This window comes from Streptomyces rugosispiralis (genome assembly GCF_024505145.1).
In the GTDB taxonomy this organism is placed as follows: Bacteria; Actinomycetota; Actinomycetes; order Streptomycetales; family Streptomycetaceae; genus Streptomyces; species Streptomyces rugosispiralis.
Window position 1 is genome coordinate 211,842 of record NZ_JANIAA010000011.1, and the last position, 14,707, is coordinate 226,548.

Consider the following 14,707-nt stretch of genomic DNA (forward strand, 5'->3'; position numbering starts at 1 on the left):
CCCACTGTGGATTCCTTCGCTGTCACGGCCGTCACCCGGCGGTGGCCAGTCGCTCGCGCCACCACTCCACCGTCGCCTTGACCTGCTCCTCGACGGGGGTGGCGCGCACCGCGAACTCGGTTTCGTAGGCGCTCGCGTCCATGACGAAGGGCCGGTCGAACTGGTAGCGGACCTCCTTCAGTTCGCGGAGCAGCGGGGAGACCAGCGACGCGAGTCCCAGCACGGCCGACGGCAGCCTGCGCACCGCGACGGGCCCGGTCTCCGCCTGGGTGGCGAGGCGGTCGACCATCTCCCGGGTGGACAGCGCGGGCGCCGTCGGCACGTGCCAGGCCCGGCCCCAGGCCCGCTCCTCGCCCGCCACCTCGGCCAGGGCCGCGGCCACGTCGGGGATATAGCTCCAGCTGTGCGGGGTGTCCGGGTCTCCGAGCGAGGAGACCGGCTTGCCGCGCAGCACACGTGGCATGACCCGAGCGGCCAGGTGCCCGCCGTCGGTCACCCCGGGCCCGAAGAAGTCCGACGCCCGCACCTCGACCGCCTTGATACGGCCCTGCTCATGGAGGTCGCGCGCCTGCTCCCACACGGCGGCGCGCACCCGCCCCTTGGTGCCGGTGGCGGCGGGCGGCAGCTCCTCGGTCATGGGGCCGTCCACCGGGCCGTACCCGTAGAGGTTGCCCAGCATGACCAGGACCGCCCCGGTGGCCTCGGCCGTCGCGCGGAGCGACGAGGCCAGGGGCGGCCATTCACTCGCCCAGCGGTGGTAGGGCGGTGCGCCACAGCTGTAGAGGGCCGCCGCGCCCCGCACGGCCTCGGTCAGCCGCTCACTGTCCGTCGCGTCCAGCGCGACGTGCTCGATACCCGGTTCCGGGGAGCGGCCCGACCGGGTGATGACACGTACCGTATGGCCCTTTTCGGCGAGCAGCCGAGCAGTGGCCGCCCCCGCGGGCCCGAATCCTATGACGACATGAAAGTTCACGCGCGAACATTAGCGCGAGCATCTGTGGCTTTTGGGGGAGACGTTCCGATGGGCCGTTCACCGGGAGGCGCCGGTTCCCGCTGACGGCAGGTAGCGCGGCGCTCGCCAGGCGTGAAGTCGGTGCTCCACCGCGGCGCCCAGCGACAGCAGCTCGGCGTCCTCGTGGTCACCGGCCATCAGGAGCACGCCCACGGGCAGCTCGTCCACGAACCCGGCGGGGACCGACAGGGACGGGTATCCGGCCACGGCCGCGGGGGTCGAGGACGGGATCACATCGTTGTCGCCGCGTGCGCAGTCGGTGGTCCAGGCGGGCGGGTTCGTCGGCGAGGCGATGGCGTCCAGGTGATGGGTGGCCATGGTCTCGTCGAGGGAACGCCGCGAGAGATCCTTCAACTCGGCGCGCATGGCCCGGTATTCGGGGTCGGTGGTGGGAGGCGCGGCCAGCGCCCGCTCGAACAGCTCCTGCCCTTCGAAGCAGGTCCGCTCCGCCGGGTGGGCACGGTTGAACTCGATCAGCCCGGCGAGGTCACGCGGCCCCTTGCGGGTGGCGAGGTAGGCGTCGATGTCCCGGTGGAACTCGCTCAGCAGCGCGGGGAATTCCAGCTCCGCCAGCCGGTCCTGGTACGGCGGTGTCACCTCGACGACCTCGGCCCCCGCCGTGCGCAGTCGCTTCGCGGTACGGGTCATCACGGCGTCCGCCTCGGGCCCGAGCGAGGGCAGCCGCCACAGGCCGATGCGCTTGCCGCGCAGACTGGACGCCTTCGGGAGGGCGGCGGGATCGCCGGGGAGCGCGGTGTCGCTGAGCACCGAGAAGGTGAGCGCGGTGTCGGTCACATTGCGCGCCATCGGGCCCGCGGTGTCCTGCTCGGCGGAGATCGGGACCACTCCGGACTGGCTGACGAGGCCGAGGCTGGGCTTGTGGCCGACCACCCCGTTCATCCCGGCCGGGCACACGATGGAGCCGTCGGTCTCGGTGCCGATCGCCACCTGCGCCAGCGACGCGGCGAGCGCGGCGCCCGAACCTGCGGATGACCCGCAGGGATTGCGGTCCAGTACGTAGGGGTTGCTGGTCTGCCCGCCGACCGCCGACCACCCCGAAGTCGGCTTGGCCGCACGGAAGTTGGCCCACTCGGACAGGTTGGTCTTGCCGAGGATCACCGCCCCCGCGTGGCGCAGCCGGGTCACCAGGGCGGCGTCCGTGTCCGGCGGGCTTCCGGCCAGCGCCAGCGAACCGGCGGTCGTGGGCAGGTCCCGGGTGTTCACATTGTCCTTGAGGAGGACGGGGATGCCGTCGAGCGGGCCACGGGTGCGGCCGTGGCGGTGCCTGGCGTCGCTGGCGGCCGCCTGCCGCAGGGCGGTGGGGTCGGTGCGCAGCACCGCGTGGATCGTGGGGTCGATGGCCTTGATCCGGCGCAGATAGGCGGTGGTCAGGGCCGACGAGGTCAGCGAACGGTCGGCCATCCGCGCCTGGAGTTCCGGGATCGTCACCGTGTCGAGATCGAGGCCGAGTTCGGCGGGGGAAGCGGTCGGCGGCGACGATGTGCCGCCGCCGGCCTCGGCGGCCGCGGCCCGCGGTCGCGGTGCGCCCGCGCAGAGGGAGCCCGCCACCAGGGCGGCGACCAGTGTGGCAAGGCTCGGCTTCCTCATGGCGCTCATGACCCTCGTGCTCCTCATGCTCCTCATGCTCCTCATGGGGGTCAGCGCACTACAGGCCGACGGCCCGGCGCAAGGGGCTTACGCGCCGAGCTTGGGCGTGGACGCCTACGGGGCGTCCGGCGGATCTGTCCCCTCCCCGCCCCTTCCCGCCCCTTCCCGCAGAACCGATGTGCGGCTCCGCCGCGTGGCAGGGGCGGAGCCCCGGCCCGGGGGCTGGGGCGGAGTTCCACCACTCGGTGGGAGCCGCATACGGATGCTTTCCCCTCCCCGCCCCTTCCCGATACCAGGGGCTCCGCCCCTGGACCCCGGGGCCTGGGGGCGAACCCCCACCACGCGGCGAAGCCGCATGTCGATGCCGGCGAGAAGGGGCGGAGTCCCGGTTCGGGAGCTGGGGACGAAGCCCCAGTTCCGGAGTCTCGGGACGAAGCCCCGGCCCGGAGCGTCGGCGCGAAGCCCCACTTCCGGAACCTTCACACGAAGCCCCACTTCCGGAACTCGGCGCGAAGCCCCAGTTTCGGGGGCTCGGCGCGAAGCCCCGACCCGGGGGCTGGGGATGAAGCCCCGACCCGGGGGCTGGGGACGAAGCCCCAGTTTCGGGGCCCCAGCGCGAAGCCCCAGCGCGAAGCCCCAGCCCGAAGTCTCGGGGCGAAGCCTCAGCCCGAAGTCTCGGGGCGAAGCCTCAGCCCGAAGCCTCAACACGAAGCACCAGTTCCGGGCTCGGGGCGGAGCCCCGGTCCGGGGGCTCGCCGCGAAGCACCAGTTCCGGGCTCGGGGCGGAGTCCCGGTCCGGGGGCTGGGGACGAAGCCCCAGTTTCGGGGCCCCAGCGCGAAGCCCCAGCCCGAAGCCTCGGGGCGAAGCCCCAGCCCGAAGCCTCGACACGAAGCCCCAGATCCGGGCTCGGGGCGGAGCCCCGGTCCGGGGGCTCGCCGCGAAGCACCAGTTCCGGGGGCTCGGGGCGGAGCCCCGGTTCGGGGGCTGGGGACGAAGCCCCAGTTTCGGGAAGGGGCGGGGAGGGGAACAGCTCGCCGCAAGGCGGCATGATCCGCCGGACATCCCTAGCCGCGGCGCAGGCTCGCCAGGAAGCGCCAGAGCGCGGAGCGGGGCCGTTCCGGCTGGGCGGGGGCGGGTGTCGCGGGAGCGGAGGGCGCGGGCTCCGGCAGCGAGGCGGGCGCCGCGCCTCCCGCGGCCGGGGCCGGGGCCATCGGAGCCTGCCGCGTCCGCATCCGGTACCGGACCGGGAAGGACTTCAGGCCGCGTACATGCGTGGACGAGCGCCAGGGCAACTGGTCGACGGGCAGCCCCAGTTCGAAGTCACACCGTTCGAACAGCTTGCCCACCGCCGTGGTGACGATCATGTCGGCGATCCCCCGCCCCGGGCACTGGTGAGTTCCCGCGCCCCAGGCCAGATGGGCACGCGAACTCACCGACGCGTCCTGGCTGCCGGGCGTGGCGAACATCGGGTCGCCGTGCGCGGCGGCGATCGAGGGCACCACCACATCGCCCGCGGCGAGCCGGAAGTCCCCCAGGTCGGTGTCGACCGCGGGGAAGCGGAAGGTGAGGTTGACCCACGGCGGCGAGGCGATGTGCACGCGGTTGACCAGCTCCTCGACCGGCCCCGCCATCAGTCCGGCCCGGGTCCCGGCCTCCCCGGCCAGCACCTCCAGCACGCTGTTGGTGATGGCGTGGCTGACCAGCTCGGACATGATGACGATGATCGCGTACAGCTCCAGGCCGATCTGCTCCACCGTCAGCGGGGGCTCGACGGCGAGCAGCCGGGTGGTCAGATCGTCTCCGGGGTGCTGCCTCTTGTACGCCGCGAGTTCGGTCGTCGCGGCCACCAGCCGGCCCACGGCCGCCGCGGCGTCCGGGCCGCCGTCCACCATGCGCCACGAGTCCATGAACACGTCGTCGCCCTGGTCGACCGGGAAGCCGAACAGCCGGTTGACGGCCATCAGCGGCAGCGCCCGAGCGAACTGCGCGCCCAGGTCCACCCATCCGCTGTCGCTGCCGTCCGCGAAGAAGGTGATCAGCTCGTCGGCGTGGCGGGAGACGGCGCTCGCCAGCTCCCAGGACTGGGGCGCGTCGGAGTCCTGGAAGGGCGCGAGCGCCTCCTCCACGGCGACGCGTGTCGCCTTGTGCCGCTGGTCGTCCTGGACCAGCAGATGGCTGACCTGGTAGCCGGGCAGATGCGGCCAGTCGGACGGCACCCGGCCCTCGCGCAGCCACCGCCAGTGCTGGACGTCCTTCTTCCATGTGCTCTCGTCCCGCAGCACCTCCCGCACCTCGCGGTAGCCGAGCACCAGCCAGACCGGGACCCCGTGCAGATCGACGGGTGCCACCGGCCCGTACCGGGCCCGCAGGCGTGCGTAGACCGCGGCGGGCCGGGTCTCGAAGTCCCGTGTCATCAGCGGCTCGGCCGCGAGGGACTCCAGCTCGGACGGCTCGGAAGGGGGGAAGTGCATTTCGATGTCCTTTAGGGCGACAGCTGGACCATTCCCGCCGGGCCGCGGGATCCGTGTGGGGGAAGCCACACGGCATCTGACGCGCGGCACGGAGCGAGAGTCGGCCCGCTACGGCGCAGGCCACATTAGCGGCCGTTCGGCCGGCTGAACAGCGTGGCCGATCTTTATGGTCCGGGGCAGCGAGCGCGCTAGTTGTGGCCGACCGCCTCCGCGTAGAAGGAGCGGTCCACGACCTGGTCCTCGGGCAGGGGGTCGCCCTCGACCACCCCGGCGGCGGCGTACGCCTTCTGCAGACGGTCCACGGTGCCCGCGCGAATCTCCCAGTCCATGCGCAGCGACGGCACGGCGGCCAGCGTGTCCGGCCCGGTCTTGAGCACATCGCCGAGGTCGTCGAGGAATGCCCGGTCCTTCTTGTAGTCCCCGGCGAAGTAGGTGTTGACGGTGCGGATGTAGGCGCGCAGGAACGCCACCCCCGCGTCCGGGTTCCCGGTCAGCAGATCGGGTCCGAACAGGAGCCCGCCGAGCGGTTCGCCCCGCGGCTGCCCGCCGAGGAAGGCATAGCCCGTATCGCCGTCCACCTGTCGCCACACCGGGTCGAGCAGCCAGGCGGCGTCCACTCCGCCGTTCTTCAGCGAGGTGAGGACCTCGGCCGGGCCGAGCTGCTGGAAGCGGACGCTGTCCAGGTCGGCCTTGTGCGCGGAGAGCACCTTCGCCATCGGGTACGTGATGACCGAGCCCTTGCCGATGAGGGTGCCGACCGTACGGTCCTTGAGGCTGACCCCGCCCGCCGTGTCCCCCGGCCGCAGCCTGGCCCAGAACCCGCTCTTGGAGCCGGGCGCGGGCGTGAAGTTGCCGGCGACCCAGCGAATGTCGAACCCCTGCCGGATGCCGTTGAGCACGGCGGCCTCCGGCGCCGCGTACTGGACGTCGATATCGCCCTTGGCGAGCAGCGGAAGCGCGTCCGGGGTGGGCAGCAGCTTCACTTCGACATCGAGCTTCTCCTTGCTGAACTCGCCCTTCGCCACGCCGATCCGCAGGGGTGCCAGATACTCGGCGGTCAGGGTACTGGCGGAGACGATGACCTTCGTCCTCTTCTTCAGCGGCTTCGGCGCGGGCGCGCCGGACGCGCAACGGGCGGGCCGCCGGGCGGCGGACCTGTCGGAGGGGTCGGTCCAGCCCTTGGCGCAGCCCGCGACAGGGGTGATCGGGCGGGGTTTGCCCCGCGTGCCCGAGCGCGCCGAGTCGGAGGTCTGGGCGTCGCAGGCGGCGAGGGAGCCGAGGACGCCCAACAGGGTCACGCCCGTGAGCAGGGCGCGGGCGAGGGAGGGTGTCCGTGCCATGGGTGCCGCCTTCCGGGGGCCGGGGGTCGGAGCCGAGGTGGGTCAGGACTGGGGACGGCCGCGGTCCCGCGGCGCCCAGGGGGTGAGCCGGCGGCCGATGAACCGGACGAGTTCGGAGAAGACCACGCCGAGCACGGCCACGCAGACGATGCCGACGAACATCACGTCGTTCTGGAACAGCGTCCGCGAGTCGAAGATCAGGTGGCCGAGGCCGTCGTTCGCGGCGATCTGCTCGGAGGCCACGATGACCAGGACCGCCACTCCGGCCGCGACCCGCATCCCGACGAGGACCTGCGGCAGCGAGGCGGGCAGCAGGACATGGCGGAACATCTGCCAGGGACCGGCGCCGAATACCTGTCCGGCCTCCCGGTGGCCCTCGGCGACACCCATCACGGCGGCCATCGTGGAGATCCACACGAAGAAGAAGACGGTGGTCGCGACGAGCGCGATCTGGGGTCCCTCGCCGAGGCCGAACATATTGAGGAACACGGGGAGCAGGGCGAGCTTGGGCACGACGTACAGGGCGTCGAGCAACGGTTCCAGCGCCGCGCGGACCATCCGCAGCGCGCCCATCAGCAGCCCGAAGAGATAGCCCGCGGCGGTGCCGAGCGCGTAACCGGCGACCACCCGCTTGAGCGTGGCCCATACGTCCGGCCACAGCTTGCCGTCGGCGGCGCGCTGCCAGCCGTCCGCCGCGATCGTGGACGGCGCGGGGTAGATACGCGAGTCGATCCAGCGCTGATCCGCGGCGAGCTGCCACAGCAGGATCAGCGCGGCGGGCACGGCGAGGGCGAGGGAGAGCTCGATGGCGCGGCGGCGCCGGTGGGCACGGACCGGGTCGCGCTCCCCCGGTCCGGGCCGCCGCACCAGCAGCGTCGTCTCGGCGGACCCGCCGCCGTGTTCACCTTCGCCGGGGTGTTCACCGGGGTGCGCGGTCCGGGCCGAGGCCGCCGTGTTCTCGCTCGTCATGAGGGGTTCCCCACCGGGTCCGCCGAAGCGGTGGCACCCGCACCGGCCCGCTGGACCTCGTCGCGCAGGAGTTCCCACAGCTCGGACCGCAACGCGGCGAACTGCGGAGCGTGGCGCAGCGCCCCGGTGCGCGGGCGTTCGAACGGCGGATGCCGTTCGGCGATCACCCTGCCGGGTCTGGCCGACATCACCACCACCCGGTCCCCGAGCACGATCGCCTCCTCCAGGCTGTGGGTGACGAACAGTGCGGTGGTGCGGGTCGCCTGGCACACCGCGAGCAGCTCGTCCTGGAGGATGGTGCGCAACTGGGCATCGAGCGCGGCGAACGGTTCGTCCAGGAGCAGCACCTCCGGCTCCACCGCGAGTGCGCGGGCGATCGCCACCCGCTGCCGCATCCCGCCCGACAAGGTGGCCGGGTAGGCGTCGGCGAAGTCGGAGAGGCCGAGCCGGGCCAGCCAGTCCCTGGCCCGCGCGTCGGCCGCCTTGCGCGGCACCCGCCGCACGTCGAGGCCGAAGCGGACATTGGCCAGCACGGTCTTCCAGTCGTAGATGCCGTAGTCCTGCGGGATCATCGCGGCCGGGTGCCGGCGACGCGCGCGGATCTCGACCTCCCCACCGCTGGGGCGGACGAGTCCGGCGACGATGCGCAGGAACGTGGACTTGCCGCATCCGGACGGGCCGACGATGCAGCAGAACTCCCCGTGCCGAATGTCCATGTCGAGTGGTCCGAGGGCGTGCACCTGCCGGGTTCCGTGCCCGAAGGTGCGGGTCACCGCGCGGGCACGTACTTTCGGCGCGGCCCCGGGTGTGGTGTGCGGCTCCACCCCGTATCTCCTGATCCGGTCGAGCGGGTGTCGTGCGACAACGGCTGCGCACACCTTTTACGATATGACGGGCCGTCAGATTCGGGCAAGGGTGGCGGAGCGACTGGCGCGGATCAGGTCAGGCGGCGGCACAGCAGCGCGTCCGGGCCGCCGGAGCTGCCCACACGTGTGGTGAAGGCGATCCCTGCGGCGTACTCGCCGTCCGCGCACTGGCCCTTGTAGGCGCCATGGGCGAAGTCGCCACCGGCGGCGTCGGCGGGCCGGTTGTCGGAGCGGTCGAACCAGACCGTACGTCCCGTGGCGCCCAACGGGGCGCGGGCCGGGGCGCACAGCGCGGCGGACACCCGGCTGCCACGGCGGCTGTAGCCGATGAGGAACTGGTCCGAGGGGCACTGGAACTTGGTGTAGCCGGAGGCCCAGTCGCCACCGACGGGTACGTACTTTTCGTCCGTGACGACCGTATGGGCGGTGCCGGGGGCGCGCGGGTCGTCGGCGCCGGTGTCGGTGCACAGTCCGCGCCCCGCGGTGTGGCTGAGGCCGATCAGCCGCAGCCCGTCGGGGCAGGCGGCCTTGTAGGCGCCCGGATCCCAGTCGCCCCGGCCCCGCTCGATCAGCGACTGCACATGGTCGCCGTGGTCGGTGACGAGCATGCGCCAGGTCGGGACGCGGTCGACGGGGCCGGTGTGTTCGGGCGCGGTCATCAGCCGCCGCCACGCCGTGCCGCGCCAGTCGCCCTGGTCCAGGATTCCGGATCTGCGGCCCGTGGAGTCGTAGCGCAGCAGCGACCAGTTGTCGTGGCCTTCCCATCCCACGAGTGGCCAGTAGGCGAAGTCGGCGTCGTGGTCGGCGAAGTAGTCGGTGATATTGGCGAACCATGCGCGCGGCGCGGTGCCCGTCTCGGCCGATCCGATGCCGAACTCGCTGATCCACACGGGCGCGGTGTAATGCTTCCCGCTGTCCTCGGCGACGAAGAACGCCTGGTCGGTGAGGACTCGGTACAGCTCATCCCGGCTGAGGTCCTGGTACCGGGGGTCGTGTGTCTCGCCGACGCCGGTGGCGCCGCTGTGCCGCGGGCCGGTGTATCCGTAGAAGTGGGCCGAGTACACCAGCTTGTGGGCGGCTGCGAGGGTGTGCGAGAGGGTGCGCGCGGGGGCCAGGGTGGGACGTTCGTGGGGCAGCCCGTCCACCGGGATCCCGGTCCAGTTGATGCCCTCGATCACGATGAGGACGTCGGGGCCGCCCTCGGTGAGGATGCGGTCGGCGGCGCGCTGCGCGGCGGTGTACCAGTCGTGCTGGTCGCCGAGGCCCCAGTTGGGGTCGTCCAGGACATCGCGGCGCACCTCGTTGTAGAGGTCGGCGCCCACCACGCGTGGCTCGTCGGCGTAACGGCGGGCCATGAAGACCCAGTCGTCGATCCACCGTTCGGTGGACTGGCCGCTGTTCCACCGCTCATTGCCGTCGATTCCACAGCACCACCGGGTGGTGTTGGTGTGGTTGTTGAGGATGACGGCGAAGCCGTCCCGGCTGAGAGCGGACACCACGGCGTCGAAGATCTGCAGCGGTGTCTTTCCGCGCAGTTGGGTGTTGGCGGCGACGGCGCTGTCCGGGACGGCCGCGGTGGCGTGGATCATCTCGTTGGAGAACGGCAGCCGGATGCTGTTGATGCCGAGCCGATGGAAGTCGGCGAGCAGCGTCGGCAGGGGAACCCGGTCCAGGCCGAGGGGGATGCCGGAGGAGTTCTGCCCGGAGTGGTGGTTGGCGGGGTCGTCGACACTGCCGCTCCCCGTCCACGACCCTTGCGCGCCATCCCAGTTGGCCGACTTGAGCCGGAAGCGGTCGCCCTTGGCGTCCACGATGTACCGGCCGCGGGTCGACAGCGGCGGCTGCCAGGTGTCGGCCGCGGGGGCGGTGACAGGGGCAGTGCCGGTGGCCGCCCGCGCGGCGGGCTGCTGGGCGGTGGCGACCGGTCCCGGAGCCGTGGCCAGCAGGGCGAGGATCGACGCGATTCCCGTCAGGTACCTGAGTGATCTCCTGGTCGGCATGCGGCCTTCCCGTGGGTGAGGGATGGTGCCCGAACGCGGCTCCGCCGGACCCGGCGCGCCCGGGCACCATACTGACGGTCCCTCACATCACCGTCCAGACAGCGTGCGATCAGCTGGGCGGCTCGATCACCAGCCGTACCCCCTGCGTCGCCTCGGCGGAGGGCCCGGTCTCCAGCAGGAGTTCACCGGGTTCGACGGCGAGGCCGAGGTCCCGGGTGACGGAGGCGAGCGTGTCGGCGTCGATCGCGAACACGGCGTCGGACTCCTCCCCCGGTCGCAGATCGAGGCGCGCGAAGCCGCGGAGCTCGCGTACGCGGGGCCACGAGGAGCCTCCCGCCAGCCGGCGCACGTAGAGCTGGACCGTCTCGCGTACCGGCCGCTCGCCCGTGTTGCGCACGGTGACCCGGCAGATGAGCGTCGGGTCGTCCGGGGTCACACGGGCGCGCGAGAGCCGTGGCGGCGCGTAGGCGACCGTGGTGTACGACAGGCCGTGGCCGAAGGCGTAGCGGGCGGTGGCGGGCTGGTCCACATAGCCGCGGTACCGGTGGTCCTTGGCGTTGTAGAACACCGGGAGCTGCGCGGCCGACCTGGGGATGGACACCGGCAGCCGCCCCTCGGGCCCGGCCGCGCCGAACAGTACGTCGGCGACGGCCCGGCCGCCCCACGGGCCCGGGTACCAGGCGCTCAGCACCGCCGCCGCCGTGCCGGAGAGGTCGGGCAGGGCGTGCGGACGGCCCTGGACGAGGACCACGACGACCGGCACACCCGTGGCCGCCACCGCGTCCAGGAGCGCCAACTGTCCGTCCGGCAGGCGCAGTTCGGCCAGGTCGACACCCTCGCCACAGGTCATACCGGCGGGGTTGGCGGAGCTCACGACGGCCGCGCCGTTGGTGTCGAACCTGGTGTCGCCGGACCGGGCGCTGGACCCGCCCAGGACGAGCACCGCGATGTCCGCCGCTGCCGCCAGCGCGACCGCCTCGGGGACACCGGAGAGGTCGCCGCCGGCCAGCTCGCACCCTGGCCCGTAGCTGACCTCGGTGTCCGGCGGGGCGGCCGACCGGATGCCGTCCAGGATCGTGACGTGGTGGGAGCCGGGGCGCTGTGGCGCGGTGTAGTCGCCGATCTGCTGGGCGATGGAGTCGGCGTTCGGGCCGAGGACGGCGATCCGGCGGGTCGAGGGTGGCAGCGGCAGGACTTCCCCGTCGTGGGCGAGCAGGGTGATGGACGCGCGGGCGATGCGTTCGCTCAGCTCACGCGGGTCGGAGGGCCGGTCCACGGCAGGCGCGTAGGGCCGCTCGAAAAGGCCCAGCCGGAACTTCAGCGCCAGCACCCGGGCCACGGCGGTGTCCAGGGTCCGCTCCGCCACGAGCCCCTGGGCCACCGCCTCGGCCAGCCGTGGAAAGCAGGCGTCCCAGAGGCTCAGATCGCATCCGGCGTCGAGGGCCAGGGCGCCCGCGGCCACCGGGTCGCCGGTGAGCCGGACCAGACGGTCGATGGCGCCGCCGTCCGCCATCACGATACCGTCGAACTCCAGCCGCTCCCGGAGGAGTTCGGTCAGCAGCGGTCGGCTGGCCACGCAGGGCAGGCCGTCGAATTCGTTGTAGGCCGCCATCACACCGGCCGCACCGGCGCGTATCCCGGCCAGGGCCGCCGCCAGATGGATCTCGTGCAGCTCGCGGGCGCCCAGTTCGGTGGCCGCGCTGTTGCGCCCGCCGACGGTGGCCCCCTGCCCGGCGAAGTGCTTGAGCACCACGGCCACGTCCGCCGTGCGCATCCCCCGCACCAGCGCCTCGGTGAGCCGGGCCGCCAGATACGGGTCCTCGCCGAAGCACTCCTCCGCGCGGCCCCAGCGCGGGTCGCGCACCAGGTCGAGGGCGGAGACCAGCGCCACGTGGCCGCCGCGTGCCCGCACCTCCGCGCCGACCGCGGCCGCCGCGGCCTCGTAGAGCCCGGGGTCCCAGGTGGCGCCCACGGCGAGGTTGACCGGCAGCACGGTGCCGTCCAGGGCCTGGTGGCCGTGCGGAACCTCCTCCACGAGCAGCACGGGTATGCCAAGACGGCTGTTCGCCACGACATGCCGCTGTACGGCATCGGCGACCCGTGCCCCGTCCGCCGCCGTGATGCCGTCGGCGAAGCCGACACCCGACCAGGGGTCGGCCCGCTGGAGCCCGTACAGGGCACCCATCCCGCCGTACGCGGCGACCTCGGCGCGGAAGGCGTCGGTGAGCCGGTGGCCGCTGTCGGTGCGCTCGTAGGCGTGCCAGCCGTACAGGCGCTGGTTGACCTGGCCGACCTTCTCGGTGAGCGTCATGCGCCCCAGCAGATCGCGGACCCGCTCCGCCACGGGCGCGGTCGGGTCGCGGTAGAGCCGGCCGGTCACGTCAGCTCCAGGACGCGCACACCGTACGGGTCGAGTGTCACATCCGCCGTCGCCGCGCCGGACGCGAGGTCGCGCAGCGTTCCCTCGGCGGCGGGCCGAACGGTGACCTCCTCGGGGCTCTGGCTGACCAGCCAGACGAAGCGGCGCCCGTCGTCGTGGACCAGGAGGTCCGCGCCGACGTGGGGGCTGTCGACCGTCACCGGGCGGTGGACCCCGGCCACGTCGGCGAGCGCCGCGTACAGCCGGTGGGTTTCCTCGGGGTTGGCGCGGGCGGTGCGGGCGGCCATGTGCTCCAGGGGGTAGGTGGCCAGGACGGTGCGGCCGCGCCCGGTGTCGCGCACCAGCAGGGCGGGCCGCCCGTGGGCGTCGACGGCCACCACCCGGGCGTCACGCGGAACGACCGGAAGGTACGCCCGGCTGTCCTCGTTGCCCGCGACCGGGAAGCGCAGCGAGGTCCCGGCCGTCAGCCCGCCGAAGTCCTCGGTGAACGTCATCTCCAGGACGTCGTCCTCGATGGGCTCGGCCACGCCGTAGGAGAGTTGCAGTTCGACGCCGAACAGCCCGTCCAGGTCGTCGAACCACGGGCCGCGGGTCCCCGGGTGCTCTCCGGAGCAGAACGAGAGGTAGACGGTGGCGCCCGCGTGGGCGCGGCGTTCGAGCTCACGCCGGGTGCGCGTGGTGAGCTGGCGGGTGGCCGGGAGCAGGTAGAGGGCCGCGTCGCCGGGCAGGCCGTCGGCCTCGCGGGTGAAGCCCACCGGCAGGTCGGCGGCGCGGGTGGCCACATAGCCCTGATGCAGGGATGTGAAGATCAGCGGCCGGTCGGCGGGCCTGCTGTAGGGGTAGCCGCGCTCCAGGAAGGCGGGCACGACCAGGGCCGCGTCCGCGTCGGCGCGTCGGCAGTGTGCGAAGTCCACGGCCTTCAACACCTCGGCGAACGCGGCGAGTTCGAGCAGCGGGGCCTTGGGGGCGCCGGTGTGGTCGGTGATGCCGAAGTGCATCTCGAAGGGGTGGTGGTCGTACGGCGAGCGGTCCCACAGGTCGTCGTAGTCGGTGTTGTTCCAGGCGATCCAGCCCGTGGCCCCGCCGAGCAGCGAGTTGTGCAGGGTCTGCCGGTAGTAGACCGCCGCGTTCCGATCGGACACGGTGTCCGTGGAGAGCCCGAACTCCTCCAGCACGACGGGCTGTCCGGTGACCGACGCCAGTTCGCACTCGAAGGCGGCGCGCAGATGCTGGCGGGGCCGGTCGGTGTCCGAGCGGTAGACATGCGGGCCCACGAAGTCCACGTACTCGGCGGTCTCACGCAGCGAGAAGCCGTTGTCGCGGCCGGTGACCTCGATGCCCCAGGCGCCGTCCCCGAGGGAGACGGGCTGGGTGCCACCGGCCGCCCGTACGGCGTTGCACATGGCCTGCGCCCAGGCGGTCACCACCTCGGAGGAGGGCGGATCCACCTGGTAGACGCGGCCGTAGCCGGGCATCTCATTGGTGATGAGCCAGCCGGTGACCGCCGGGTGGTCCTTGAAGCGGCGGGTCATCTGGGACACGAACCACGCCTGGCGGCCGACCATCCACACGTCCTCGTAGAGATCGCGGCCACCGCGCCAGGCGGGGTCCCAGTTCTCGCCCGACATATGGCCGACGATGAAGGTGGGGACCGTGCCCATGCCCGTCTCGGTGTGGGCGTCGAGGAAGTCGCGGAACCGTTCGCACAGCGTCTCGTCGACGCGGTGGGGCTCCGGGTGGAAGTCGGGCCAGTAGAAGAACGACCGGGTCATCGTCAGGCCGTGCTCGCGCAGCACCCGCAGTTCCGCGCGGACCGTCGTCGGGTCGTAGTCGCGCCACATCAGGGGACCGCCGGTGCGGGACCAGAAGTTGGCGCCGAGCCAGGGCAGGACGGCCGGGTGGTGGATGAGCTGGGCGCTGTGGCGTCGCATGGTCCTTCTCGGATCTCGGTGGTACGGGGTGGGGGGTGGCCCGGCAGGTGACCGGGGTCGGGGCGGGGTTGGGGTCGGGGCGGGGTCGGGGGGGCAGTCGGGGGCGGGGGCGGGGGGCTCGCGGGTGAG

The 14,707-nt window shown here is 72.7% G+C and carries 9 protein-coding genes; all 9 read right to left on the reverse strand.

All coding sequences use genetic code 11. The features are described from left to right. Window positions 1-31: 31 nt before the first annotated feature. Complete coding sequence (locus NP777_RS19860; RefSeq protein WP_256651508.1) at window positions 32-973, reverse strand: NAD-dependent epimerase/dehydratase family protein; 942 nt, start codon at window positions 971-973, stop codon at window positions 32-34. A 57-nt stretch (window positions 974-1,030) separates the two neighbouring features. Further along, window positions 1,031-2,620: an amidase family protein gene (locus tag NP777_RS19865; protein WP_256651524.1), complete on the reverse strand. Its 1,590-nt coding sequence runs from the start codon at window positions 2,618-2,620 to the stop codon at window positions 1,031-1,033. A gap of 1,065 nt (window positions 2,621-3,685) precedes the next feature. After that, window positions 3,686-5,092, reverse strand: coding sequence for a cytochrome P450 (locus NP777_RS19870; RefSeq protein WP_256651509.1), 1,407 nt, complete (start codon window positions 5,090-5,092; stop codon window positions 3,686-3,688). Between the two features lie 188 nt (window positions 5,093-5,280). Further along, a complete protein-coding gene (locus tag NP777_RS19875) occupies window positions 5,281-6,432 on the reverse strand; it encodes an ABC transporter substrate-binding protein (RefSeq protein WP_256651510.1) in 1,152 nt (383 codons plus the stop codon). A 42-nt stretch (window positions 6,433-6,474) separates the two neighbouring features. Beyond that, window positions 6,475-7,401: an ABC transporter permease gene (locus NP777_RS19880; RefSeq protein WP_256651511.1), complete on the reverse strand. Its 927-nt coding sequence runs from the start codon at window positions 7,399-7,401 to the stop codon at window positions 6,475-6,477. Then, window positions 7,398-8,225 carry an ABC transporter ATP-binding protein gene (locus tag NP777_RS19885; protein ID WP_256651512.1) on the reverse strand — a complete coding sequence of 276 codons (828 nt, stop codon included), beginning with the start codon at window positions 8,223-8,225 and terminating at the stop codon, window positions 7,398-7,400. The genes NP777_RS19880 and NP777_RS19885 overlap by 4 nt, the downstream gene beginning before the upstream one ends. 113 nt (window positions 8,226-8,338) lie before the next feature. Next, a complete protein-coding gene (locus tag NP777_RS19890; protein WP_256651513.1) occupies window positions 8,339-10,267 on the reverse strand; it encodes a glycoside hydrolase family 5 protein in 1,929 nt (642 codons plus the stop codon). 109 nt (window positions 10,268-10,376) lie between these two features. Then, on the reverse strand, window positions 10,377-12,647 hold the full coding sequence (locus NP777_RS19895) for a glycoside hydrolase family 3 N-terminal domain-containing protein (protein WP_256651514.1): 2,271 nt from the start codon (window positions 12,645-12,647) through the stop codon (window positions 10,377-10,379). Further along, window positions 12,644-14,578 (reverse strand): cellulase family glycosylhydrolase, encoded by a 1,935-nt coding sequence (locus NP777_RS19900; protein WP_256651515.1) that lies wholly within the window; start codon window positions 14,576-14,578, stop codon window positions 12,644-12,646. Before NP777_RS19900 ends, NP777_RS19895 begins: the two co-directional genes overlap by 4 nt. Window positions 14,579-14,707: the final 129 nt, after the last annotated feature.